Origin of the sequence: Pseudonocardia sp. DSM 110487, from assembly GCF_019468565.1 — a bacterium.
Taxonomy (GTDB): Bacteria; Actinomycetota; Actinomycetes; order Mycobacteriales; family Pseudonocardiaceae; genus Pseudonocardia.
Genome location: NZ_CP080521.1, coordinates 722,398 through 746,901 on the forward strand (window position 1 = coordinate 722,398; position 24,504 = coordinate 746,901).

The 24,504-nt window shown below is 72.1% G+C and carries 23 protein-coding genes; 11 read left to right on the top strand and 12 right to left on the bottom strand.

Going from position 1 to position 24,504, the window contains the following annotated elements:
- The first annotated feature begins 94 nt into the window (after positions 1 to 94).
- From lon to K1T35_RS03290, 5 genes are all read left to right on the top strand, one after another.
- Positions 95 to 2,410, top strand: coding sequence for an endopeptidase La (gene lon / locus K1T35_RS03270; protein ID WP_220258703.1), 2,316 nt, complete (start codon positions 95 to 97; stop codon positions 2,408 to 2,410).
- A gap of 165 nt (positions 2,411 to 2,575) precedes the next feature.
- Positions 2,576 to 3,967: an FAD-binding oxidoreductase gene (locus K1T35_RS03275; RefSeq protein ID WP_220258704.1), complete on the top strand. Its 1,392-nt coding sequence runs from the start codon at positions 2,576 to 2,578 to the stop codon at positions 3,965 to 3,967.
- Between the two features lie 111 nt (positions 3,968 to 4,078).
- Positions 4,079 to 5,473 carry an FAD-binding oxidoreductase gene (locus K1T35_RS03280; protein WP_255621539.1) on the top strand — a complete coding sequence of 465 codons (1,395 nt, stop codon included), beginning with the start codon at positions 4,079 to 4,081 and terminating at the stop codon, positions 5,471 to 5,473.
- Between the two features lie 65 nt (positions 5,474 to 5,538).
- Positions 5,539 to 6,927 carry an FAD-binding oxidoreductase gene (locus tag K1T35_RS03285; protein WP_220258705.1) on the top strand — a complete coding sequence of 463 codons (1,389 nt, stop codon included), beginning with the start codon at positions 5,539 to 5,541 and terminating at the stop codon, positions 6,925 to 6,927.
- Between the two features lie 38 nt (positions 6,928 to 6,965).
- Positions 6,966 to 7,388: a TIGR03667 family PPOX class F420-dependent oxidoreductase gene (locus tag K1T35_RS03290; RefSeq protein WP_220258706.1), complete on the top strand. Its 423-nt coding sequence runs from the start codon at positions 6,966 to 6,968 to the stop codon at positions 7,386 to 7,388.
- A gap of 57 nt (positions 7,389 to 7,445) precedes the next feature.
- On the opposite strand, the gene purU is transcribed toward K1T35_RS03290, so the two are convergent.
- Both purU and K1T35_RS03300 read right to left on the bottom strand, forming a co-directional pair.
- A complete protein-coding gene (gene purU / locus K1T35_RS03295) occupies positions 7,446 to 8,345 on the bottom strand; it encodes a formyltetrahydrofolate deformylase (RefSeq protein WP_220258707.1) in 900 nt (299 codons plus the stop codon).
- 20 nt (positions 8,346 to 8,365) lie between these two features.
- Positions 8,366 to 8,875, bottom strand: a complete 510-nt coding sequence (locus K1T35_RS03300; protein WP_220258708.1) for a DUF2505 domain-containing protein — start codon at positions 8,873 to 8,875, stop codon at positions 8,366 to 8,368.
- A gap of 52 nt (positions 8,876 to 8,927) precedes the next feature.
- Here K1T35_RS03300 and K1T35_RS03305 point away from each other — a divergent pair, with 52 nt between their 5' ends.
- Positions 8,928 to 9,977, top strand: a complete 1,050-nt coding sequence (locus K1T35_RS03305; protein WP_255621540.1) for a UDP-N-acetylmuramate dehydrogenase — start codon at positions 8,928 to 8,930, stop codon at positions 9,975 to 9,977.
- A gap of 96 nt (positions 9,978 to 10,073) precedes the next feature.
- Entirely contained in the window at positions 10,074 to 11,252 is a 1,179-nt protein-coding gene (locus K1T35_RS03310; protein ID WP_220258710.1) for an Ig-like domain-containing protein, read from the top strand.
- Here the strand turns inward: K1T35_RS03310 and K1T35_RS03315 are convergent.
- Positions 11,249 to 12,205 (bottom strand): NAD(P)-dependent oxidoreductase, encoded by a 957-nt coding sequence (locus K1T35_RS03315; RefSeq protein WP_220258711.1) that lies wholly within the window; start codon positions 12,203 to 12,205, stop codon positions 11,249 to 11,251. The two genes, K1T35_RS03310 and K1T35_RS03315, sit on opposite strands and share 4 nt — an antisense overlap.
- 60 nt (positions 12,206 to 12,265) lie before the next feature.
- On the opposite strand from K1T35_RS03315, the gene K1T35_RS03320 reads away from it, so the two are divergent.
- Positions 12,266 to 12,478 (top strand): hypothetical protein, encoded by a 213-nt coding sequence (locus tag K1T35_RS03320; protein ID WP_220258712.1) that lies wholly within the window; start codon positions 12,266 to 12,268, stop codon positions 12,476 to 12,478.
- Between the two features lie 7 nt (positions 12,479 to 12,485).
- On the opposite strand, the gene K1T35_RS03325 is transcribed toward K1T35_RS03320, so the two are convergent.
- The 4 genes from K1T35_RS03325 to K1T35_RS03340 form a co-directional block, all read right to left on the bottom strand.
- Positions 12,486 to 13,394 carry an SMP-30/gluconolactonase/LRE family protein gene (locus tag K1T35_RS03325; protein ID WP_220258713.1) on the bottom strand — a complete coding sequence of 303 codons (909 nt, stop codon included), beginning with the start codon at positions 13,392 to 13,394 and terminating at the stop codon, positions 12,486 to 12,488.
- A complete protein-coding gene (locus K1T35_RS03330; protein WP_220258714.1) occupies positions 13,391 to 14,698 on the bottom strand; it encodes an MFS transporter in 1,308 nt (435 codons plus the stop codon). Before K1T35_RS03330 ends, K1T35_RS03325 begins: the two co-directional genes overlap by 4 nt.
- Positions 14,699 to 14,789: 91 nt before the next feature.
- Complete coding sequence (locus K1T35_RS03335; protein ID WP_220258715.1) at positions 14,790 to 15,527, bottom strand: SDR family NAD(P)-dependent oxidoreductase; 738 nt, start codon at positions 15,525 to 15,527, stop codon at positions 14,790 to 14,792.
- Between the two features lie 163 nt (positions 15,528 to 15,690).
- Positions 15,691 to 15,942, bottom strand: a complete 252-nt coding sequence (locus K1T35_RS03340) for a DUF2530 domain-containing protein (RefSeq protein ID WP_255621541.1) — start codon at positions 15,940 to 15,942, stop codon at positions 15,691 to 15,693.
- A 54-nt stretch (positions 15,943 to 15,996) separates the two neighbouring features.
- Between K1T35_RS03340 and K1T35_RS03345 the strand changes: the two genes are divergently transcribed.
- Positions 15,997 to 17,436 (top strand): NCS2 family permease, encoded by a 1,440-nt coding sequence (locus tag K1T35_RS03345; protein WP_220258716.1) that lies wholly within the window; start codon positions 15,997 to 15,999, stop codon positions 17,434 to 17,436.
- A 68-nt stretch (positions 17,437 to 17,504) separates the two neighbouring features.
- Here the strand turns inward: K1T35_RS03345 and K1T35_RS03350 are convergent, their stop codons facing one another.
- On the bottom strand, positions 17,505 to 18,152 hold the full coding sequence (locus tag K1T35_RS03350; protein ID WP_220258717.1) for a TIGR03086 family metal-binding protein: 648 nt from the start codon (positions 18,150 to 18,152) through the stop codon (positions 17,505 to 17,507).
- Positions 18,149 to 19,180 carry an RNA polymerase subunit sigma-70 gene (locus K1T35_RS03355; protein ID WP_220258718.1) on the bottom strand — a complete coding sequence of 344 codons (1,032 nt, stop codon included), beginning with the start codon at positions 19,178 to 19,180 and terminating at the stop codon, positions 18,149 to 18,151. The genes K1T35_RS03350 and K1T35_RS03355 overlap by 4 nt, the downstream gene beginning before the upstream one ends.
- A 121-nt stretch (positions 19,181 to 19,301) precedes the next feature.
- Between K1T35_RS03355 and K1T35_RS03360 the strand changes: the two genes are divergently transcribed.
- Together K1T35_RS03360 and K1T35_RS03365 are read left to right on the top strand one after the other, a co-directional pair.
- Positions 19,302 to 20,768, top strand: coding sequence for an MFS transporter (locus tag K1T35_RS03360; RefSeq protein WP_220258719.1), 1,467 nt, complete (start codon positions 19,302 to 19,304; stop codon positions 20,766 to 20,768).
- Positions 20,765 to 21,358 (top strand): maleylpyruvate isomerase N-terminal domain-containing protein, encoded by a 594-nt coding sequence (locus K1T35_RS03365; protein WP_220258720.1) that lies wholly within the window; start codon positions 20,765 to 20,767, stop codon positions 21,356 to 21,358. Before K1T35_RS03360 ends, K1T35_RS03365 begins: the two co-directional genes overlap by 4 nt.
- A gap of 13 nt (positions 21,359 to 21,371) precedes the next feature.
- On the opposite strand, the gene K1T35_RS03370 is transcribed toward K1T35_RS03365, so the two are convergent.
- The 3 genes from K1T35_RS03370 to K1T35_RS03380 form a co-directional block, all read right to left on the bottom strand.
- The gene (locus K1T35_RS03370) at positions 21,372 to 21,983 is read right to left on the bottom strand and encodes a hypothetical protein (RefSeq protein ID WP_220258721.1); all 612 of its coding nucleotides are present in this window, start codon (positions 21,981 to 21,983) and stop codon (positions 21,372 to 21,374) included.
- Positions 21,980 to 22,771 carry a hypothetical protein gene (locus K1T35_RS03375; protein WP_220258722.1) on the bottom strand — a complete coding sequence of 264 codons (792 nt, stop codon included), beginning with the start codon at positions 22,769 to 22,771 and terminating at the stop codon, positions 21,980 to 21,982. The genes K1T35_RS03370 and K1T35_RS03375 overlap by 4 nt, the downstream gene beginning before the upstream one ends.
- Positions 22,772 to 22,986: 215 nt before the next feature.
- Positions 22,987 to 24,492, bottom strand: coding sequence for a glutamate--cysteine ligase (locus tag K1T35_RS03380; RefSeq protein WP_220258723.1), 1,506 nt, complete (start codon positions 24,490 to 24,492; stop codon positions 22,987 to 22,989).
- Positions 24,493 to 24,504: the final 12 nt, after the last annotated feature.

The window sequence follows — 24,504 nt, forward strand, 5'->3', positions numbered from 1 at the left end:
CTTGAGTCCAGTTCGCTCAGGGTTCCTGCGTTCACTGACAGCGGAAGTACTTGAACGCTGGAATGGCGACAACGGTGTAAGCGTTGGGCAGGGCATGACAGAGACGCTGAAGCTGCCGGTGCTTCCGCTCGCCGACTCGGTGCTGCTGCCCGGCATGGTGGTTCCCGTCCGGCTCGACGAGCCGGAGATCCAGGCAGCGGTCGATGCAGCGAACAGCGTCGACCGCAAGGTCCTGGTCGTCCCCCGCCTCGACGGCAAGTACCCCGCCGTGGGCACCGTGGCCGTGCTCGAGCAGGTCGGGCGCCTGCCCAGCGGGGAGCGGGCGGCCGTGGTGCGCGGCGAGGGCCGCGCCCAGATCGGCTCCGGCGTCACCGGGCCCGGCGCCGCGCTGTGGGTGGAGGCCACCCCGGTGCCCGACCAGCCCGTGACCGGCCGGACGACCGAGCTCGCCAAGGAGTACAAGGCCCTGGTCATCGGGATCCTGCAGGAGCGTGGCGCGTGGCAGGTCGTCGACTCGGTGCAGCAGATCACCGACCCCGGCCAGCTCGCCGACACCGCGGGCTGGGCCTCGTACCTCGACCTGGAGCAGAAGTCGCAGCTGCTCGCCGAGACCGACGTCGTCAAGCGACTCGAGCTGCTGCTGGAGTGGACGAAGGCGCACGTCGCCGAGCAGGAGGTCTCGGAGAAGATCGCGCAGGACGTCCGCGAGGGCGTGGAGAAGACCCAGCGCGAGTTCCTGCTGCGCCAGCAGCTCGCCGCGATCCGCAAGGAACTGGGTGAGCTCGACCCGAACTCGAACGACGACTCCGCCGACTACCGCACGCGCGTGGAGAACGCCGACCTCCCCGAGCACGTGCGCAAGGCCGCGCTCACCGAGGTCGGGAAGCTCGAGCGGGCGTCCGACCAGAGCCCGGAGTCGGGCTGGATCCGCACCTGGCTGGACACGATCCTCGACATGCCGTGGAACACGCGCACCGAGGACACCGACGACCTGGTCGCGGCACGGTCGGTCCTGGACGCCGACCACGCAGGCCTCGACGACGTCAAGGAGCGGCTGATCGAGTTCCTCGCGGTCCGCGCGCGGCGCGACCGCAAGGGCATGGAGAAGGTCGGCGGCCGCGGCTCCGGCGCGGTGCTCGCGCTGGTCGGCCCGCCCGGCGTCGGCAAGACGTCGCTGGGTGAGTCGGTCGCCCGTGCGCTGGGCCGCAAGTTCGTGCGCGTCGCCCTCGGCGGTGTCCGGGACGAGGCGGAGATCCGCGGTCACCGGCGCACCTACGTCGGCGCGCTGCCCGGCCGGATCGTGCGGGCCATCCGCGAGGCGGGCGCGATGAACCCGGTCGTGCTGCTCGACGAGATCGACAAGGTCGGCAGCGACTTCCGGGGCGACCCGACCGCCGCGCTGCTGGAGGTGCTCGACCCGGCGCAGAACCACACGTTCCGCGACCACTACCTCGAGGTCGACCTCGACCTGTCCGACGTGCTGTTCCTTGCCACGGCCAACGTCGGCGAGGCCATCCCCGGCCCGCTGGCCGACCGGATGGAGTGGGTGCAGCTCGACGGCTACACCGAGCAGGAGAAGGTCGCCATCGCGCGTGATCACCTGCTGCCGCGGCAGGTCGAGAAGGCCGGCCTCGAGCCGTCCGACGTCGAGTTCTCCGACGTGGCGCTGTCGATGATCGCGGCCGAGTACACCCGCGAGGCCGGCGTGCGGCAGCTGGAGCGGGGCCTGGCCAAGGTCCTGCGCAAGGTGGCCGTGAATCTGGACTCCGGTGCCGAGGCACCGGTCCACGTCGACGCCGACGCGCTCGTCGGCTACCTGGGCCGGCCGAAGTTCACGCCGGAGTCGGCCGAGCGGACGTCCGTGCCGGGCGTCGCCACCGGGCTCGCGGTGACGGGGGCCGGAGGGGACGTGCTCTTCATCGAGGCCACGGCCATGGAAGGCGACTCGGGCCTGACCCTCACCGGGCAGCTGGGCGACGTGATGAAGGAGTCCGTCTCGATCGCGCTGTCCTACCTGCGGTCGAAGGGACTGGCCGGTGACCTGGCCACGCGCAAGCTGCACGTCCACGTGCCGGCGGGCGCGGTGCCGAAGGACGGGCCGAGCGCGGGCATCACGATGACCACCGCGCTGGCGTCGCTCGCGAGCGGGCGGCCGGTGAAGTCCTCGGTCGGCATGACCGGCGAGGTCACGCTGCAGGGCAAGGTGCTGCCGATCGGTGGCGTCAAGCAGAAGCTGCTGGCCGCCCACCGCGCCGGGCTCACCGACGTGATCATCCCGAAGCGCAACGAGCCCGACCTCGACGACCTGCCGGAGTCGGTGCGCGGTGAGCTGCGGGTACACCCGGTGGCCGACGTGGCGGAGGTGCTGGCGCTGGCGCTGGAACCGGCGCCGGTGAGCGCGGTGGCCTGAGCTACCTGCACGAACGGCACGTTCGTCCGATCGTTCCGGACGAACGTGCCGTTCGTGCATTCGCGTGGTCCGGAACGGGGAGGTGGAGCCTTCCTGTATCCGGGAGCTAACGCGGGCCTCCCTCCTGAGCGAGATGCAGCCACGAGCACGAGCTCAGGAGGAGCTATGACCCAGACCGTGGGAGGCGGCACCGCCGCTCTCCGAGCTGTGATGGCCGGTCCGGTCATCGACCCATCGGATCCCGGGTACGACGCGGCGCGGGCGGTGTGGAACGGCGACATCGATCGGCGGCCGACCCTGATCGCCCGCTGCGGTTCCGCGGAGGACGTCGCCGCGGCCGTCCGCTTCGCGCAGGCGGAGGGACTCGAGATCGCCGTGCGCGGCGGCGGGCACAGCATGTCGGGCCAGAGCGTGGTCGACGACGGTCTGGTGATCGACCTCAGTGGGATGTGCCAGGTGAGCGTCGACCCCGAGGCCATGCGCGCCCGGGTGGGCGGAGGCGCGCTGCTCAAGGACCTGGACGGCGCCACCCAGGAGCACGGCCTGGCCGTGCCGCTCGGCGCGATCGGCCACACCGGGGTCGGCGGTCTGACGCTCGGTGGCGGGATGGGGTGGCTGACCCGGCAGGCGGGGCTCACGATCGACAACCTCGTCTCCGTCGAGATCGTGCCTGCCGACGGCCGGATCGTGCGCGCCTCGGCGACCGAACACCCCGACCTCTTCTGGGCGGTACGGGGCGGGGGCGGCAACTTCGGCGTGGTGACCGAGTTCGAGTTCCGGCTGCACGCGGTCGGTCCGATGATCGACTTCGGGTTGATGTTCTGGGGCGAGGAGCAGGCGGGGGACGCGTTGCGGGCGATCCGGGAGGTGGTCCCGGCGCTACCGCGGTCCCTCAACGTGATCATCACCGTGATGACCGCGCCGCCGGCCCCGTTCGTCCCCGAGCAGCACCACTTCCGGCCGGGGATCGGGCTGCTGCTCGCCGGCTTCGGCGACACCGAGGAGCACACCTCTGCCCTCGCGCGGGTGCGTGCCGCACTGCCGCCGTTGTTCGACCACGTCACCCCGATGCCCTACGTGGCGCTGCAGCAGATGCTCGACGAGAGCAACGCTGCCGGCGCGCACTACTACGAGAAGTCGACCTACGTCGACGATCTCACCGACGGCGTGGTCGACGCGCTGGTCGACCACCTCGGGCGCCGCACGTCGCCGATGTCCATCGTGTTCATCTACCGCCTCGACCAGGCGTTCTGTGAGATGGACGAGCTCGGCACCGCGTTCGGTGGAACCCGCTCGCCGCAGTACGCGATCTTCGGCATCGCCGCGAGCCCGACGCCGGACCTGCTGCCGGCCGACCGGGAGTGGTCGCGCTCGCTGTGGGCGGCGCTGCAACCGCACAGCAGGGGTGTCGGCACGTACGTCAACGCGATGACCGAATACGAGGAGCACCGCGTGCGCGCCGCGTACGGGTCCAAGTACGAGCGACTGAAGCGGGTCAAGGCCGCCCACGATCCGCGCAACGTGTTCCACCGCAACATCAACATCGTGCCCGGCTGAGCGGGAAGGCCCGCTGTACGCAGGACCACTCGTTCGGCGTCACCGGACCGGTAACCCTTCCTCGCCGATGAGCGAGTCCATCCCTCATCGCCGCACGGAGGGAGTCCGGTCATGGCGGCAACGAGGAATGTGGACGGCCTGCGATCGATGGTGGCGGGCGGCGTGATGACGCCGGGCGACCCGGGGTACGACACGGCGCGTGCGCTGTGGAACGGCAGCTTCGACCGCCGTCCGGCCGTGATCACGTGCTGCCGCTCGGCGGCGGACGTCGCGGCCGCGGTCGGCTTCGCCGAGGCGAACGGGCTGGAGATCTCCGTGCGCGGCGGTGCCCACTCCTTCAGCGGGGCATCGGCAGGCGACGGCGGGCTGATGATCCACCTGGGATCGATGAGCACCGTCCAGGTCGACCCGGAGGGCAGGCGCGCCCGGGTCGGAGGCGGCGCGACGTGGGGCGACGTCGACGCGGCCACGCAGGAGCACGGCCTCGCCGTGACCGGCGGGGTGCTCAGCGACACCGGCGTCGGCGGCCTGACCCTCGGCGGCGGGATGGGCTGGCTCGCCAACCGCCACGGCCTCTCGATCGACAACCTCGTGTCGGCCGAGGTCGTGCTCGCCGACGGCAGGGTCGTCCGGGCGTCCGAGTCCGACGAACCCGATCTCTTCTGGGCATTGCGCGGCGGCGGCGGGAACTTCGGCGTCGTCACCGCGTTCGAGTACCGGCTGCACCAGGTCGGCCCCGAGGTGCAGTTCGGCCTGCTGTTCTGGGAGGTCGAGCGGGGGGTGGACGGGTTGCGCGCATGTCGCGAGGCCGCCCGGACCCTGCCCTCCGACTACGGGATGCTGATCGGCGGTGGGCTCAGCGCCCCTGAGGCGCCGTTCGTCCCCGAGGAGCACCACGGGAAGATCGGCCACGCCCTCCTCGTGGCCGGCTACGGCTCCGCGGACGAGCACGCCCACGCGATCGATGCCGTCCGCGAGATGTGCCCGCCGTTGTTCGAGTTCCTCACGCCGATGCCGTACACGGCGATGCAGCAGTTGTTCGACCCCGAGCTCCAGCCGGGTACCTGGATGTACGACAAGGGCCTGTACCTCGCCGAGCTGACCGACGACGCGATCACGGTCATGACCGAGCGGGCGCCAGGGAAGACCGACCCGCTGTCGTTCATGCCGATGTTCGCGTTGCACGGCGCCGTGTCCGAGGTCGGCGACGACGCCACCGCGTACGGCGGGCTGCGTACACCCAACTTCGTCGTCGACGTCTCGGGGGCGAGCAACGACCCCGACCGGTTCGTCGCCGACCGGGAATGGGCCCGCTCCACATGGGACGCGCTGCGCCCGCTCGCCGGAAACGCGGGTAGCTACGTCAACTTCATCTCCGAGCTGGAGGACGACGAGCGCGTCCGCGCGTCGTACGGGCCGGCGAAGTACGGCCGGCTGGCGCAGATCAAGGCCGAGTACGACCCGGGCAACCTCTTCCATCGCAACGCGAACATCAAGCCCGTCTGACCTCTTCCGGTATCAGGCAAGGCTGGGCTGGCTCCTCCTTCGGCACAGACCATTAGGGGGAGCGTATGACGAACACGATGAGCGGCCGGGTCGATGCGCTGCGTACGGCGATCGATGGACAGGTGTTGCTGCCGGACGACCCGGACTACGACCGGGCCGCGCTGATCTGGAACGGCGCCATCGATCGATCGCCCGCGGTCGTCGCCCGCTGCGCGTCGGCTGCCGACGTCGCCTCGGCACTGCGGTGGGGGCAGGAGTGCGGCCTCGAGATCGCCGTGCGGGGTGGCGGTCACAGCGTCGCGGGCGCCGCCGTGATCGACGGCGGCCTCACGATCGACCTCAGCCCGCTGACGTCGGTCGTCGTCGACCCGGTCGCGCGGCGGGCGCGCTGCGGGGGTGGGGCATCACTCGCGCAGCTCGACGCCGCCTGCCAGGAGCACGGCCTCGCCGTGCCCGCCGGTACGGTCAGCCACACCGGTGTCGCCGGCCTGACCCTCGGCGGCGGCTTCGGCTGGCTCAGCGCGATGGCCGGGCTCAGCATCGACAACCTGATCTCGGCCGAGATCGTCCTCGTCGACGGGCGCGTCGTGCGGGCGAGCTCGCACGAGTATCCGGATCTGTTCTGGGCGCTGCGCGGAGGCGGTGGCAATTTCGGCGTGGTCACCGAGTTCGAGTTCCAGCTGCACCCGGTGGGCCCGCTCGTCCACCTCGGGATGTTCTTCTTCGAGCTGGGCCGGGCGGAGGAGGCGATCCGGCTCGGCCGGAAGTTCTTCGTCGACAGCCCACGCACCGCGGGCGGCGCCATCGCCTGCGTGAACGCACCGCCCGCGCCGTTCGTGCCGGAGGAGGCGCACTTCGCGCCAGGTGTCGCGCTCGTGGTGGCTGGATTCGGCGCGGCCGACGAGCACGCGGCCATGATCGCGCCGCTGCGGGAAGCCGGACCGCTGTTCGAGCTCGTGACGCCGATGCCGTACGTGGCACTCCAGCAGATGCTCGATGACGGTGCGCCGTGGGGGGTGCGCGCGTACGAGAAGGGCCTCTACCTCGAGGATCTGACCGACGCGGCCGTGGACGCGATCGCGGCGAGCATCCGGGCGAAGAGATCCCCCATGTCGCAGCTGTTGCTGTTCCCACTCGGTGGGGCGTACCGCGACGTGCCCGACGAGGCCACGGCCTTCGGCGGAAGCCGGTCAGCGAGGTACGCGGCCGCGATCGGCGGCATCACGCTCGACCCGCAGATGTTCGACGACGAGCGGCAGTGGGTGCGGTCCACGTGGGCTGCCCTTCGCCCGTTCAGCGCGGGTAGGGGCAGCTACGTGAACATGATGGCCGAGTTCGAGGACGACCAGGTCCGGGCGGCGTACGGCTCGAAGTACGAGCGGCTGGCGCTCATCAAGACCGTGTACGACCCACGCAACGTCCTGCGCTCGAACGCCAACATCAAGCCGGCCTGACGGGGAATCCGCGGGCGCCGCGCGGCATTGTGGCGACCATGACCTTCGCACTCCCGGACACCGAGTTCGGCGTACGCGCTGCACGGCACCTGACCGACGACGTCGTCGCGTGGCTCACGCTCGTCGACGCATCGGGCACGCCGCAACCGGCGCCCGTGTGGTTCCTGTGGGACGACTCGTCGATCCTCGTCTACAGCCACGGCGAGGCGAAGCGGCTCGCCCACCTGCGGGCCAACCCGCGGGTCGCGCTGCACTTCGACGGCAACGGCGCCGGCGGGGACATCGTCGTGCTGACCGGTGACGCGGAGATCGTCCCGGACGAGCCACCGGTGTCGGAGAACCCCGAGTACCTGGCCAAGTACGGGCACCTGATCAAGGAGGGCTGGCAGACGGCGGAGAACTTCGCGTCGATCTACTCGGTGCCGGTGCGCATCCGCCCGAAGCGCCTGCGCGGCCACTGAGACAGGTCGTGAGCGGTTACGCGTGCCATAGCGCGCATAACCACTCACGACCCCTGATCACGGGAAGACCACGGTCTTGTTGCCGTGCACCAGCACCCGGTCCTCCAGGTGCCAGCGCAGCCCGCGGGCGAGGACGAGCCGTTCGATGTCGCGGCCGCGGCGCACCATGTCGGCCGCGGTGTCGCTGTGGTCGACCCGGATGACGTCCTGCTCGATGATCGGGCCTGCGTCGAGCTCCGGCGTGACGTAGTGGCATGTGGCGCCGATCAGCTTGACGCCACGGGCGTAGGCCTGGTGGTAGGGCCGCGCGCCGACGAACGACGGCAGGAAGCTGTGGTGGATGTTGATCGCCCGCCCCGCCCACGCCCTGCACAGGTCGGGCGGCAGGATCTGCATGAAGCGGGCGAGCACCACGGCGTGCGGATCGTGCTGGTTCACGAGCTCACCCACCTCGGCGAGCGCCGCCGCCTTCGCGGCGGTCCTCGTCTCCGGGTCGCCGCCGGGCGGCGGGAACGGTACGTGGTGGAAGGGCACGCCGTGCGCGCGGACGATCGGGCCGAGGCGGTCGTGGTTGCCGATCACGGCGGCCAGGCGCACCGGGAGTTCTCCCGCGGCGACGCGGCCGAGGATGTCGTGCATGCAGTGGGCTTCCTCGCTCACCAGCATGACGACGCGTTTGGGCTCGCGGGTGTCGGTGACCGTCCACGTCGTGTCCCCGCCCAGCTCGGCGGCCACCGAGGCGAAGCGCTTCCGCAGCTCCTCGGCGCCGAACGGCAGCGACGCGGCCCGCACGACCTGCCGGGTGAAGAACCACCCCGTGCCGGGATCGGAGTGGTAGCCGGCCTCCACGATCCAGCCGCCCGCGTCGGCGAGGAAGCCCGCGATTCGGGCCACGATCCCGGTGGTGTCGGGGCAGCTCAGCGTGATGACGTACTGGTGCTCGGCCGTGGGGTCCACGAGACGATGGTCCTCCGCCGTCAACGGGCGTTCTGGGCCAGCCACTCGTCGGTGAACGCCGTCTCCGCCGTGAGGAGCCTCTGCACCTGCTCCCCGACGACGCCCTCGATCTTCCCTCCGATCAGGGGCACCGAGACCCGCACGTCCGCGCGCACGTTCAGCTCGCTGCCGCCCTCGGGCAGGTCGCGCAGCCGCATGCCGCCGGTGGCGGACGCGGGCGCGCCCGGGATAGTCACGTCGACGTCGCCCAGGTAGCGGCCGCTGTCCTGCCGGGTCCACCGCTCGTTGCGCTCGATCGTCAGGTTGCCGGGCAGCACGCTCCGCACCACCGCCGGCAGGTCCTTGGCGTCGAGGCCGAGCCGAAGCCGGTAGCGCGCGCCCTGGACGTCGGCCGAGTGCTCAAGGAGGTTCGCACCGGGCCCGCCGATCCGCTCGAGGCGGGCGCGCAGGTAGTCGGGGTCGACCATCGTGGCGTAGACCTCGTCCGCCGGGTGAGGGGAGACGGACCGGAAGTCGATCTGCCGGGACATGAGCGGAGGCTACCGGGTAGCCGGTCGTGGTTCTGCCTTACCGTTGGCGCCTGTGCCCGTACCCGACGTGCTCCCGCCGCCGACGCAGCGGCTCGCGCCGCTGACGACCCTCCGGCTGGGCGGCCCCGCCCGGCGGTTCGTCGAGGCGACGTCAGCGGACGCGGTCGTGGAGGCCGTGCGGGACGCCGATGCCGCTGCGGAGCCGCTGCTGCTGCTCGGTGGGGGCTCCAATGTCGTGATCGCCGACCAGGGCTGGCCCGGCACCGTCGTGCGCGTCGCGAACACCGGACACGCGGTCGAGCGGCGACCGGACGGTTCGGTGCTGCTCACGGTTGAGGCGGGCTCCGACTGGGACGAGGTGGTCGCGGCCTGCGTCGCCGACGGGCTGGGCGGGCTGGAGTGCCTGTCCGGGATCCCGGGGCGGACCGGGGCCACGCCGGTGCAGAACGTCGGCGCGTACGGGGTCGAGGTCGCCGATCTGCTCGTCGACGTCGACCTGTACGACCGGCGGACCGGTGCCGTGCGCGCCGGAGTCCCCGCCGCCGATCTGGCCCTCGCCTACCGCACCAGTGTGCTGAAAGGTCGCGACGACGCCGTGGTGCTGCGCGTGCGGTTCGCGCTCCCCGGCACCGGCGTCAGCGCGCCCATCCGGTATCCCGAGCTCGCCAGGACACTGGGCGTCGAGCCGGGTGCCCAGGTGCCGGCGGCGGTGGCGAGGGACGCGGTGCTCGACCTGCGCCGCGGCAAGGGCATGGTGCTCGACGCCGACGACCACGACACGTGGAGCGCAGGCTCGTTCTTCACCAACCCGGTGCTGCCAGCGGGGCAGGTGCCACCGGATGCGCCCCGCTTCCCGGCCGGGCCCGGAACGGCCAAGGTGCCCGCCGCGTGGCTGATCGAGCACGCAGGCTTCCGGCGCGGCCACCCAGGGCCCGGCGGACGGGTGGCGCTCTCGGGCAAGCACGTGCTCGCGCTCACCAACCGCGGTGGGGGTACCACCACCGAGTTGCTGGCGCTGGCCAGGGAGGTGCGCGACGGCGTGCGGTCACAGTGGGGAGTGCCACTGTCCCCCGAACCGGTTCTCGTGGGATGTCGGGTCTGAGCCGCGCGTAACCTGAATCGGGGCCCGCTGCGGGGACAACCGCGGCCGCTTCGGCGCGTCTGTAGCAGCGGGAAGCTCTGGCAAGGGGGACTCGGTTTGCGCAGGATCCTGCTCGCACTGGCGGTCGTGCTGGTCGGGTCGCTCGGGGTGGTGACGATCGCCACCGCCGACGAGTCCGGCCGGGTGACGGAGGCGGTCGTTCCGCCGGTGCTGGAACCGCCCGCCACGCTGGCGTACGCACCCGGCGGGGACGCCTCCGGTGTCGACCCGCGAGCGTCGGCCACGGTGTCGGTCAAGGACGGCAAGCTCGACGACGTCACGTTGACCGGTCCTGACGGCAAGGCCGTCGAGGGCGAGGCCAACGCCGACGGCACCGAGTGGAGCAGCACGACGGAGCTCGCCTTCGGCGCCACGTACTCGTGGAGCGGCAGCGCCACCGGCCGCGACGGCGCGAAGGTGCCCGTGCAGGGCTCGTTCACGACGCTGAAGCCGAACAAGACCGTACGCGGCACCATCAACATCGGCGACGGGCGCACGGTGGGGGTCGCGGCGCCGATCCGGATCCAGTTCAACGACCACGTGGACGACCGCGCGGCGGCGGAGCGTGCGCTGTCGGTCGAGACGTCCGTTCCCGTCGAGGGATCGTGGGGCTGGCTGCCCGACGAGGGCGGCGGTTCGCGCGTGGACTGGCGGCCGCGCGAGTACTGGCCTGCCCACACGAAGGTCACCGTCACCGCTGACCTGTTCGGCGTGCCGTACGGCGGAGGCAAGTACGGTGCGACCGACGTCACCAGCTCGTTCGAGATCGGACGGTCGCAGATCGTCAAGGCCGACGCCACCAGCCACCATGTCGTCGTCATCCGCGACGGCCAGCAGGTGTTCGACTTCCCGGCCAGCTACGGGCTCGACTCCGACCCGCGGCGCAACACCCGCACCGGCGTGCACGTCGTCACCGAGAAGTTCGCCGAGCGGCGGATGGTGAGCCAGCAGTTCGACTACGACGTGAACATGCAGTGGGCGGTCCGGATCAGCAACAACGGCGAGTTCCTCCACGCCCAGCCGGGGACGGTATCGGTGCAGGGCTCGGAGAACGTGAGCCACGGCTGCATCAACCTCTCCCCTGCCAACGCCAAGTCGTACTACGACTCGGTGCTCTACGGCGATCCGGTCGAGGTCACCGGCACGAACGTGCCGCTCTCGGCCCGCGACGGCGACATCTGGGACTGGACGCTGTCCTGGGACGACTGGAAGGGCCTGTCGGCGCTGGACAGCTAGCTCAGATCAACTCGCCCGTTCGCGACGAGCCAGTCCAGGGCCTCCCGCAATGCTTCGAGGGTCGGGTACCGCGGGTTGAAATCCAGCACCGTGCGGGCGCGCTCGATGCTGGCGCTGATCGAGCGGGAGACGTGCTCGCGGGTCTGCTGGGCGTACTCCGGCGCCACCCGCGACTCGAATTCGGGCCAGTCGACCAGGTCGAGCGCGGGTTCCCGCCCGAACCAGCCCGCCACCGCGTGGGCGAGGCCGCGGGAGGTCATCGCCTGCTCCGCGACGACGTGGAAGCTCGAACCGATCGCGGCGGGCCGCGTCAGCGCTCGCTCGAAAGCCTGCGCCACGTCGTCGGCGTGCACGTGGTGCAGCACGCCGAGGCCGAGGTCCGGGAGCGGGAGCGGCTCGCCCGACGCGAGCGCCCGCCACACGGCGGGGTCGAGGTTGCCTGCGGGCGTGATGACCGGCCAGCCGGGCCCGGTGATGTGCCCGGGGTGCAGCACGACGCTCGGGACGCCGCCGCGGCGCGTCTCGGCGTGCAGCAGCCGCTCGATCGCGGCCTTGCCGATGCCGTAGTCGCCCACCGGCGTGCGTGGCTCGTCCTCCGTGACCGGTACGCGGTGGACGGGGCCGTGTACCCAGATCGTGCCGCAGTGCAGGAGCAGCGGGCGGATCGGCCGCAGCGCCTCGACGAGCCGGCCCGCCGACTCGGGTGTGAAGCACACCAGGTCCACGACGACGTCCGGTTCGAGGGCCACGACCCTGGCCCCGAACGTGCCCGCCGCGTCCTCGGCGTCCCGGTCCGCGACGACCCGCTCGACGCGCGACCACTCGGGCGCCGCGTGGTAGGGCTCCCGCGTTCCCCGGCTGAGTGCGACGACCTCGTGCCCGGCGCGCACCAGGCGGGGCACCAGGTAGGAGCCGATGTGACCGGTGGCTCCGACGACCACGACGCGTGCCATCGTTCGATCATGCTCCGATCGGGAGGGGTAGTGCACGTGATGCGCGGGTATCGCGCGGGTATGCGACCCGAGGAGCTGAACGACCAGGTCGACAGCCGCGCCGTGCCGCTCCCCGAGGAGGAGCGCGTCGAGGAGGGCGGGGAGGACCGCCGCGCCGAGGCGACGGAGATCCTCCGCGACTCCGAGCAGCGGATCGGCGAAGCGGCCCGGGCCGAACGTCCGGGGGACGCGGCGCGGGAGAACCGCCCCACGGAGGAGACCGCAGGTCCCTGAACCGGAATCAGGCCGTGCGGAGCAGGGCTGCAGCGTCGCGGACCGTCGTGCGGATGCGGTAGAGGCTCGTGCTGGCCACGATGTAGATCGTGCGGCCGTCCTCGCCGCCGAAGCACAGGTTCGCGATCTTCTCCGGCACCGGGATCCGCAGCAGCGGGCCGCCGGCCGGGTCGAACACCTGCACGGAGTCGTGGCTGGAGGTCCACACGTTGCCGTGCTCGTCGACCCGGAACCCGTCGGGCACGCCCGGCGAGACCTCGGCGAACTCGCGGCCGTTCTTGCACAGCCGGCCGTCGAACACGTCGTAGACGTGGATGGAGTGCCCACCGGGCCGGGCCGGGTCGCGCTCGCCGCTCGGCGGGGATGCACCGGAATCGGCGACGTAGAGCAGCGACTCGTCGGGGGAGAAGGCCAGGCCGTTCGGGGCCTCGACGTCGATCACGGCGGGGACGACGGAGCCGTCGCGCGGGTCGAAGCGGAAGACGTAGTGGTCGCCGTACTCGAGCTCGCCCGGGTGGCCCTCGGTCGGCTTCTGGATCCCGTAGGACGGGTCGCTGAACCAGATCGTGCCATCGCTCTTCACGACGACGTCGTTGGGCGAGTTGAGCCGCGCACCCGCCCATCGGTCGACGACGTTCTCGACGACGCCGTCGCGGTCGCGCTCCACCCTCCGCCTGCCGTGCGAGCACTGGAGGACCGAGCCGTCCAGGTCGAGCGTGCGGCCGTTGGTGAACTCGACGTTCTCCTGGTAGACGGTGAGCTCCCCGCTCGCTTCGGAGAACTGCAGGATGCGGTTGTTGGGGATGTCGCTGTAGCGCACGGCGCGGTCGGCGGGGATCCACACCGGGCCTTCCGCCCAGATCGAGCCGGTGGCCACCTTCTCCAGCTCGGCTCCGGCCTCGAGCAGGTCGGTCATTCGAGCACCTCCGTCTTGGTCTTCGTGGTCGCCACGGTCTCGGTCATGCGGGCCAGCGGCAACAGCCCGAGCAGGCAGATCACGGCGAGTACGACGTAGTGCACGGTGAACCCGCCCGCGTCGATGATCAAGCCTGCCACCGGGGCGGCGAGCACGCCGGACACCCCGAGCGCGATGCCGATCATGATGCCCATCGCGGTGCCGGCCGCGCGCGGCACCGAGTCGATGAGCAGGGCGTACACCACGGGGAAGGGGGCGTTGCGGAAAAGGCCCCATGCGAGCAGCACGATCCACGCGCTCCCCGGGCCGGTGATGAAGATCATCGCCAGCATGCTCGCGGCCCACCCGACCACGAGGAACCTGATGGCGAACTTGCGCCCGGCGTGGTCGGACCACGCGCCCCACACGACCTGGCCGATCCAGCCGGTGAGGCCGGAGGCCCCGGCGAGCAGGGCGGCGAGGCCGAGGTCGATCTCCTGGGCCACGAGCTGCCCCGTCAGGAAGGTGACCGCGGCGGTCTCGGCCCACAGGAACAGGAAGATCAGTACGACCGACCAGCGGACGTTCGGGCTGGCCAGCGCGTCCTTCACGGGGCCGAGGCCGAGGCCCTTCGGGCGGGTGGAGAGCTCGGGAAGGGGCTTCGTGTACCCGTGGGCGTCGATCCAGTCGTAGACCTTCTGCTGGTTGCGCCGGGTTCCGACGAACGCCTGCAGCGCGATGATCGGGATACCCAGCAGCGGGATGAGCAGGAACGCCTCCTGCCAGCCCGCGAAACCGAGCACGGCCGCGATCAGCGCGCCGGTGAGGAACTGCCCGAGCGGGAAGCCGGTGTGGTGCACGCCGACGGCGAAGCCGCGGTACTCCTTCGGCCACCACTCGCTCACCAGGGCGACGTTCACCGGTTCCGAGCCGCCCCGGCTGATCCCCATCGGGATGCGCAGCAGCAGGAACGCCGCGAAGCTGCCGGCCAGGCCGAACGTCAACGCGCCACCGAGGATCCCGATGAGCATCGCGACGTTCCATGTCCAGGAGCGCCGGTACCCGGTGCCGATGCGGTCCGACAGCCAGCCGAACAGCAGAGCTCCGACGATCAGGCCGCCGAAGAAGACCGAGTTGACGAGCCCCGCCTGCGCGGAGTTGAGCTCGAACTCCTTCTGGATCGCCGGCAGAACGGCGGGCAGGATGCCGCCGTCCACCGCCGTCATGAGGATGGCGCCGGTGGTGACGGCAAGGGTTGCCCAGGACAGCGGGTGTGCGCGCGGCACCCAGGACGGGGCGTGCGTGGCCGGCGGCGTGTCGGACATGGCGACCTCGTTGGCGCGTCGGGGGAGCGGGGGAGCGCTGTGATCAGCGCGGCCATCCTCCGCCCGAGATCGTCCCGCCGTCAACCACTCATCAGATGTCTCGGTGGGCGCGGCTGGCGCTTGCCTGCGCTCGCGGCTTCAGCACGATCTGGTCCAGGTTCACGTTCGACGGCCGGGTGGCGGCGAACGCGATCACGTCGGCCACGTCGTCCGGTGTGAGCGGGGTGAGCCCGCGGTAGACGCCCGCCGCCCGCTCCTCGTCGCCCTCGAAGCGGACCAGCGAGAACTCGGTCTCCACCAGTCCCGGCAGCACCTCGGTGAGGCGCACCGGCTGCCCGAGCAGCTCGCCGCGCAGCGTGCGGTGCAGCACCGACTGCGCGTGCTTCGCACCCGTGTACCCCGCGCCGTTGTCGTAGATCTCGACGGCCGCGATCGAGGTGACCGTGATGATGTGCCCGTCCTCGGAGGCCAGGAGCGCCGGAAGCAGGGCCTTCGTGACGCGCAACGTGCCCATCACGTTCGCCTCGAACATCCAGCGCCACGCGTCCTCGTCGGCCTCGGCCACCGGTTCGAGGCCCTTCGCGCCACCGGCGTTGTTGACCAGCAGCCTGCAGTCCGGGACTGCGGCGGCGAACGCGGCCACCGACTCGCCGTCGGTGACGTCCAGCCGGATCGCGGTGCCGTCGATCTCGGCGGCGATCTCGGCGCATCGATCGACCCGCCGTGCGCCCAGAACGACGTGGAAGCCTGCCTTGGCCAGGGCGCGGGCGGTGGCGGCGCCGATGCCGGAGCTTGCACCGGTGACTACGGCGGTGGGTCGATCGGTCATACCCGAAACCCTAAGCTGCGCCCGACGGCCCCGACATGCGTGCACCCACAGCCCGACTCGCGTGCACCCACAGCGCGACTCGCGGATGACGGATGCCCCAAAACCCGCGAGTCGCGGTCTGGTTGTACGCGAGTTGCGGTGTGGGTGCGGGCGAGTCGGGGTGCTACTCGAGGCCTTGCTGCGCCGTGCGGGAGCCGCGGCGGGCCGCGGCCCGCTGCCAGGCGAAGATGCCGTAACCGACGGCGCCGAGGAACGCGCCCGCGAGGCAGGCGGTGAACCAGATGTCGAGCGGGCGCAGGCCGGCGAGCGCGGCGACCAGGAGCAGGGCGGCGGCCACCAGCCACAGCGCGCTGCCCACCACCGCGACGAGCGCCGGCCGGGAGAGCCGGGGCGACAGCGGCGGGGGCGAGATCACGCGGCTCAGGGTACGGGGAGTGCGCGCGTAACACGGCGCCCTTACCCTGCGCGCGTGATCGAACGCCTCTTCCGCGTCAGCGAGCGCGGCTCCACGGTCGGCCGCGAGCTCCGCGGTGGTCTCGTGACGTTCGTGACGATGGCCTACATCGTCGTGCTGAACCCGCTCATCATCGGCAGCTTCACGGCCGCGGGGCCGGGCGCCAAACCGGACGCGCTCGGCAACGTGCTGTCGGTGCCGCAGGTCGCTGCCGTCACGGCGCTCGTGGCCGGCGTGATGACGCTGCTCTTCGGGTTGATCGTGAACTACCCGTTCGCGATCGCCACCGGCCTCGGGCTCAACGCGTTCGTCGCGTTCACGCTCGCGCCGCAGATGAGCTGGCCGGAGGCGATGGGCCTGGTCGTCGTCGAGGGCCTCGTGGTCCTCGTGCTCGCGGCCACGGGCTTCCGGACGGCGGTCTTCAACATCGTGCCACCGTCGCTGAAGGCCGCGATCGCCGTGGGGATCGGGCTGTTCATCGCCTTCATCGGGCTGGTGGACGCCGGTTTCGTCCGGCGCGTCCCGGACGCGGCGGGCACCACCGTGCCGGTCGGTCTCGGCATCGACAACTCGATCGCGTCGTGGCCGACCTTCGTGTTCGTCGTCGGGTTGCTCGTCACCGGGACGCTCGTGGCGCGCGGTGTGCGCGGCGGGATCCTGATCGGGGTCGCCGTCACGACGGTCGTCGCGATCATCGTGGAGGCGATCACCCAGGTGGGGCCGTCCGCCGGAACGAACCCACAGGGCTGGGGGCTGTCGGTGCCCGCGCTGCCGGACAGCGTCGTCGGGCTACCGGACCTCTCGCTCGTCGGTGCGTTCTCGTTCGGTGCGTTCAGCCACGTCGACCTGCTCACCGTGGTGCTGCTGGTGTTCACGCTCGTGCTCGCCGACTTCTTCGACACGATGGGCACGATCACCGGCCTCGGTCGCCAGGCGGGCTTCGTCGGCGCGGACGGGCAGCTGCCGCGGGTGGGACGCGCGTTGGTCGTCGACGCGGCGGGCGCGGTGGCAGGCGGGGCGGCGTCGTCCTCGTCCAACACCGTGTTCGTCGAGTCGGCGTCGGGGATAGCGGAGGGGGCGCGCACCGGCCTCGCCAGCGTGCTCACCGGGGTGCTGTTCCTGCTGGCGATGTTCTTCACCCCGCTCTACGAGGTCGTGCCGATCGAGGCGGCGGCGCCCGCGCTGGTGGTGGTCGGTGCACTGCTCGTGCGGCAGATCACCGACATCGATCTCACCGACTTCCGGGTGGCGCTCCCGGCGTTCCTGACGATCGCGGTCATGCCCTTCACGTACTCGATCGCCAACGGGATCGGCGCGGGCTTCGTCTCCTACGTCGTGCTGACGGCGGCGACCGGGCGGGCGCGGGACGTGCACTGGCTGATGTGGGTGGTTGCCGTCGCGTTCGTCGGGTACTTCGCGGTGGGTCCGCTGCAGGCGTTCTTCGGCGCTTCATGATCGGGGGTTGCGGCCGAAGGAGAGGATAGGCTAACCTCAACTCGTCGCTTCGTGGTGGGAGCGGCGCGTCAGTTCGGGAAACCTGTGGGGGCCCCGGCCAATCGGCCGGGGCCCCCACGGGCGTTCGGGGCCGGTTCGAGCGGCGGGCGCCTGCCGAGGAACGCCAGCAACCTCTCGTCTGCGGCCGGAGCGCCGCGCGCCGGCACTTCCGGCCCGAACTGCGGGGACCGCGGCCACGGCACCACCCACCTCGCCACCGGGAGCAGGTGAGCCGCCAGATCCAGCGGGATGCTGTCGGGCAGCCCACACGCCTGTGCCACGTCCCATCCGTGCACCGCCAGCTCCACCGCTCCCGCGTTGGCCACCACGAGACCGGGCACGGGCTCGCGGCCGACCGCCACCGGGCGGTCCGCACGCTGCTCGTCCCACCCGGACAGGAGCAGGCCGGACTGCACGTCGAAAGTCTCGAGCACGTCCGTGCCCACCCCGCCCGGCGCCGGTCCCGGGAACACGCACGCGTGCTCGACCGCCTCGCGCAGCGCGGCCACCGACTCGTTGAGGTGCCGCATCAGGTCCAGCAGGTCCCACCCGGCGCAGGGGGTGGGCCGCGCCAGGTCCGCGGGCCGCACCTGGACGACCACGGTGCGCGCGTACCGGATGGCCCGCTCGAGCAAGCCGCGCCGCCGCGTGAGGACGGCGGACGTGTCCCCCGTCATGCCGACGCCCCGTCCGGTCCGCCCGGGTGCACCTTCGGCAGGCCGAAGGCGCTGAACAGGCTGCGGTCCTCGATCACGTCGATGCGGGTGAGACCCGAGCGCGACGTGGCCAGCACGTCGATGCCGTGCGCGCGGTAGCGCCCCTCGGTGTCGCGGCGGTAAATGCCGAAGCCAGGGCGGCCGGCCACCGTGACCGCGACCATCCGGGCCTCGCCGAGGGCGGGGCATGTGCGGAACAGCTGCAGGATCGCGTCCTTCCCCGTCACGGTGCTGCCCGTCCCGGGCAGCGTGCACGCCGCGTCGTCGGTCAGCAGGTTCACCAGCGTGCCGACGTCGCCCGTCTCGAACGCCGCCGCGTACTCGTCCAGCAGCCGCTGCCGGCCGCCGTCGTCCGGAGCCTGCTCCGCGGGGTCCGCGGCGGCCTGCGCGAGCTGCTCCCGCGCCCGGCGCACCATGCTGTGCACGGCAGCGCCGGAGGTGCCCAGCAGGCCTGCGATCTCGGTGGCCTGCCAACCCAGCACGTCGCGCAGCACGAGCACCGCGCGCTGCCGGGGAGACAGGTGCCGCCAGACCACCCCGAGTGCCCCTGCCCGGTGCTCCCGTGACGTCAGCACGGCGGCCGGGTCGGAGAGATCGGGGTCGAGACCGCGGCGTTCGGCCGCGGCGGCCCCCGTCGCCTCCGGCCACTGCGCCGGGCCGTCGTCGTCGCCCTCCGACTCCGGGAACCCGGACGGCACCGGCAGCCGGCGCCGCCCGTCCAGGGCGGTGAGGCAGACGTTCGTCGCGATCCGGTGCAGCCAGGTGCGCAGCGACGAGCGGCCCTCGAAGTCGCCGTAGGAGCGCCATGCACGCAGGTAGGTCTCCTGCACCTGGTCCTCGGCGTCCTGCACGGAGCCGAGCATCCGATAGCAGTGCGCCAGTAGCTCGGCGCGGAACGGGTCGGCGAGCCGGGCGAAGTCCTCCGCTCCGACCAGCACGACCGTCGCGCTCCCGTCGGCCGATTCCCCGGTCCGTGTGCCTTCGTGCATCACCACGAGCCGCCCTCTCGTCCGCGCCCGGAAGCCCTCACACAAGTACCGACCAGATGCACGGCGCGGATTCGTCGCGCCGCCGCGGCGAATCCGGGAAGGGGTCCCGGTCTGTCCTCTCATGTCAGAACGAACGGGCGCCGCGCCCATTCCACGACCCATCCCGGCAAGCCCCGACCCGCGCCGCTGGAAGGCGCTCGCCGTGCTGTGCACGGCCTACTTCATGATCATCGTCGACGCCCAGATCGTCATCCTCGCGCTCCCGTCCATCGAGGCGGAGCTGTCGTTCTGGACCAACGGCTCGCAGTGGGTGATGAGCGCCTACCTGCTCAGCTTCGGTGGTCTGCTGCTGTTCGGAGGCCGCACCGCCGACCTGCTCGGCGGCCGCCGGATGTTCATGGTCGGCACCGCGCTGTTCCTGGTCGCCTCCGTGCTCTGCGGGCTCGCTTGGACCGGTGCCGTCCTCGTCGCAGCGCGCGTCGTGCAGGGCGTCGCCGCGGCCGTGATGGCCCCGACTGCCATGGCCGTGCTGATGAACACCTTCGCCGAGGGGAAGGAGCGCAACCGCGCGATCGGCGTCTGGACCGGCGTCGGCGCGTTCGGCGCCACCGCCGCGTTGCTCGTCGGCGGGACCATCACCGAGGGCCTCGGCTGGGAGTGGATCTTCTTCATCAACGTTCCGCTCGCCGGCGCCGTCCTCGTGCTCGGGCCGCGTCTGCTCCGCGAGACGCCGGTCGCCACGGGCCGGCGCTCCTACGACCCGTTCGGCGCGATCACGGTGACCGGCGCGCTCGTGCTGCTCGCCTACGCCGTCGTCGAGGCACCGGTCGCCGGCTGGGGATCGGCGCAGACCCTCGGGCTGCTCGCCGCGGCCGTGGTGCTGTTCGCGCTGTTCCTCGTGGTCGAGAGGGTGGCGAAGGCGCCGCTGGTGCCGCTGCGGATCTTCCGGGTGCGCACCCTCGTCGGCGGCAACGCGATGACGCTGCTCGTGTCGATGGCGATCTACGGCGGCGCGCTGATGATGTCCGTCTACGCCCAGCAGGTGCTGGTTTGGTCGCCGGTCCTGTTCGGGTTGAGCACGGCGGTCTACGCCGCGATGTCGGTGGTCGGCTCGAACCTCGCAGGCCCGCTCGTCACGCGCTTCGGCTACCGGCGGGTCGCGGTCCTCGGCGCCATCGCGCTGTCGGCAGGGGCGCTGCTGCTGACCCGCGTGTCCCCCGAGGGGAACTACTGGACGGAACTGCTGCCCGCGATGATCGTCTTCGGCTACGGCATCGGCACCACCGTCGTCTCCGCGGCGATCGCCGCGTTGTCCGGGGTGGCGCCGCAGGAGTCAGGGCTCGCGTCCGGGATCAACAACTCGATCTTCCAGATCGGTGCGGCCTTCGGCATCGCCCTGTGCACCACGGTGGCGGTGGCATTCACCGACACCGCTGCCGCGGACGGGCGCGTCGGGCTCAACACCGGTGTCCAAGCCGCGTTCGGGATGGCGTTCGTCTTCGCGGTGTGCTGCCTCGCGGTCGCGCTCGTGCTGCTCGCGCTGCGGGGCGGGCGGCCTGCAGGGAACGTGACGGGAGCTGCGCGGTGACCGCCCCTTCGTCGTGGGCGGGGTTGCCGACCGCGGCAGCCGACGAGGTGCTGGACGTGTTGGGGAAGGCCGTGGACGAGGACTGGTCGCGGCGAGCAGGCGATACCGAGTGGTCGTGTCGCGATCTGCTCGACCACATCACGCTCGGGGTGACCGGGTACGCCGCACTCCTGATCCTCCGGCCGACCGCCGGATATCCCGCGCTGCGCACCGGGAGCGACCCGGGCGCAACGGTCCCGGCCCGGCTCGAGTCGCTCTGTGTTGCCGCCACGCTGCTCTCGCACACGGTGCGCGCGACCGGGCCGCAGGTGCGGGCCTTCCACTCGTGGGGCAGCTCCGACGCGTCCGGCTTCGCGGCGATGGGCGCCGTCGAGCTGCTGGTACACGCCCATGACGTGGCGCGGACGTTCGGCATCGACTGGGAGCCCCCGGACCGGCTGGCCGAGCCGGTGGTGCAGCGGCTCTTCCCGAACGCGCCCGGCGGCGTCGCGCCGAGCGCTGCACTGCTGTGGGGCACCGGGCGCACCCCGCTGCCCGAGCATCCGCAACTGCCTCGCGAAGGCTGGCAGTGGTACGGCGAGGTGCGTTGAGCCGACGGCGCTCCTAGGCGGGCACGCCCGCCACCAGGTCGGGGGTTTCGCCCTCGAGCGCCTCGTCGTCCGGCTCCGCTGGATCGTCCCGTGCGGGCGACGGGCGCAGTACCGCGGGCTCATCCGGACGCAGCCCGCGCCACAGCGCGGTGGTGAGGGGCCGGGAGACCAGCGGCGGGACGGCGCGCTGCAGCTGCCCCGAGCCGACGAGGGCGGACACGATCCGATGCAGCGCCGCGGCATAGCCGCGCACGTCGGGCGGGAGGCGTTCGGGCGGATAGGCGAGCACAGCCGCGGCCTCCGCGCGAGCGTCGCCCGCGCACCAGCGCCGCACGTGCGGCAGCGCCACCACCGCCCCGAACCGCCCCGCAGGCACCGCGGGCGTGGAGATCCCCGGCGCGATCCCGGCGAGCACGAGCATCGGCCGCGGGCCCGACGGAGCGCAGGCGAGGGCGGCGGCCTGCCGCAAGGACTGCTCGTCGGACCGGCAGACCAGCACGTCGGCCTCGCGGGCGGTGCCGGGCGTGAGCAGGCTGCCGTCGATCGTGTGCAGGGCGGCGGCGAGCGTGCTGGTGCCGCTGCCGGGGGTGACGCCGGTGACCACCGGCCTGCGTACGGCGCTCATCGGTGACCTCCGGGTATCTCGGCGAGCGGATCGTCCTCGGCGAGGGTGTGCTCGCCGACGGCCGCGATCGGCGCAGCGGGCGGCGGTGGCCCGTCCTCGCCGAGGGTCTCCTCCCACGCGTCGACGGACAGCCGCCCGGCCTCCCACACCACCGGCACGGACAGCCGCACCCAGCGGGACGCCATGCTGCGCCACCCGCGGCCGGTGGGTGGCGGTGCCACCGCGGGGACGCCCATCTGCGCCGGATCCGTGTCCTGGGCGGTGGTGCGCGTCTCGTGCTCGCCGACCGCCCGGTACGGGGTGATCCGAACCCGGACGTCGACGAGCACACGGCCCTCGCCGTCTGCGCGCACGCGGCCCGGGAGCGCGAAGTCCGCGCGTTGCCGGCCCTCGCCGTTCCACCCGATGCGGGCCGGGTCGCCGCCGGCGACGGCCAGGTAGCCGTGCAGCACCCGGCCGCGGCGGGCCGGGTCGTCCTCGTCCCAGGACAGGTAGTCGACCGCGAACGCCCCGGCCAGCGCCGCGGCCTCGGCCGGGTCGGGGCTCGGGGTGGCGCCGGGGCGCCATGCAGGGCGTTGGGCCGGCACGGCGGGGAATCCGCGCGGGTCGGTGGGCGGATCGGTGACGGGCGGCCCCCAAGCGGCCGGCCCGCTCGCCGGCCACGCCGCGGGGCCCCACGCGGTGCCCGGGTAGGCCGCGAACGCCTCAGGGGGTTGCCGGCCCACCGGTTCGGCGGGAGCCGGTTCCGGGGTGCGGCCGAAGAGCCGGAACCGGGCCACGGCGGTCACCGGCCTGGTGGGACGGCAGGGCGGTCCGTGCGGGTGGGGTCGGGATCGGGCATGGTTCCCCCATCGGTCGAGCGCGGCACGCCGATGACGGTAGGAGCGCCACCGGCCGACGTGGGGCGGTTCCGGGGCAGCGGTTTGCGATAGTGAACGGTCTAGGAGGGTCCTGAACAACTCAGGCCGTAGCGCGCAGTAGGCCTGAGTTGTTCAGGGCGCTCCTAGGGGACCGGCCAGGTGTGCACCGGCTCGTTGGCCGCCGACGACTCGAGGTATCGCGCCAGCATGCCGTGCAGCGCGGCCGGCCGGTCGGCCCCGCCGGCCTCGAGCGCGGCCACCGTGTCGAGCTGCCAGCCCGCGCCCGTGCGGCGGGTGACACAGCGCTGCTCGATGATCGACAGGAAGCGGTCGGTGACATCGCCCTCGACGCCCCAGCGTGCGAGCCCGTCGGCCGCCTGCGGGAGCAGCTTGCGCAGCACCAGCTCGTCCGGGCGGATCCATCCGGTGCCGGGCCAGTACAGCGGGCCGTCGAGGCCGTGCCGGGCGGCGGTGGTGAAGTTCTCCTCGGCGGCCTCGAACGACATCATGCTCCACAGCGGACGCTCGGCCTCGACGAGCGTGCGCAGCAGGCCGTAGAAGAAGAGCGCGTTGGCCACCATGTCCACCACGGTGGGCCCGGCCGGCAGCACCCGGTTCTCCACGCGCACGTGCGGCACGCCGTCGGCCACGTCGTAGACCGGCCGGTTCCAGCGCCAGATCGTGCCGTTGTGCAGCCGCAGCTCGTCGAGGGTCGGCACCTGGCCCGCCTCGAGCTCCGCCATCGGGTCGCCCTCCTCCGTGACGGGCATGAGGGCGGGGAAGTAGCGGCCGTTCTCGGAGAACAGGTCGAGGATCGAGGTGATCCAGCGCTCGCCGAACCACACCCGCGGCCGCACCCCCTGGTTGCGCAGCTCCGGGGTACGCACGTCGCAGGACTGCTCGAACAGGGGGATGCGGGTCTCGGCCCACAGCCGCGAGCCGAGCAGGAACGGCGAGTTCGCGCCGACGGCGAGCTGCACTCCCGCGAGGCACTGCGCGGCGTTCCAGTAGCCGGCGAACGAGTCGGGGTGTACCTGGAGGTGCAGCTGCATGGACGTGCAGGCGGCCTCCGGCGCGATGGAGTCGAAGTCGGCCTGCAGGTGTTCGGGCGCCACGCCGTGGCGGCCCGACGGGTCGTCGCCGGCGATGTCGAGGCGGATCGGCTCGCCGCGAGCGCTCAGCATCTGCTCGTTGAGCGTGGTGTAGCGCTGGTCGGGCGAGAGCGCCTCGACCACGAGGTGCCGGCGCTGCAGCGTGGGCAGGATCCCGATGACGGCGAGCTGCGCACCGCAGTCCACGGCCTTGGCGCGGGCCACGGCGAGCTCGTCGAGCAGGTGGTGCTCCAGGTGCCGCCACTCGTCGCCGGGCAGCGGCCGCGGCGGCAGGTTCAGCTCGAGGTTCCAGCGCCCGAGCTCGGACTGGAACTGCGACGAGCCGATCGCGTCCAGCACGTCGGCGCCTGCGAGCGACGGGGCGAGGTCGTGGCCGACGAGGTTGAGCTCCACCTCGAGTCCGGTCATCGGCTCGTCCCGGGCGAACGGGTGATCGCGCAGCATGATCGCGAGCGCGTCGAGACAGCGCTGCACCTTCGTCCGGTAGCGCTGGCGATCCCGTCGACTGAACGTCCGTCGGTCGACGTCCTGGCCCATGCCTGCGCTGCC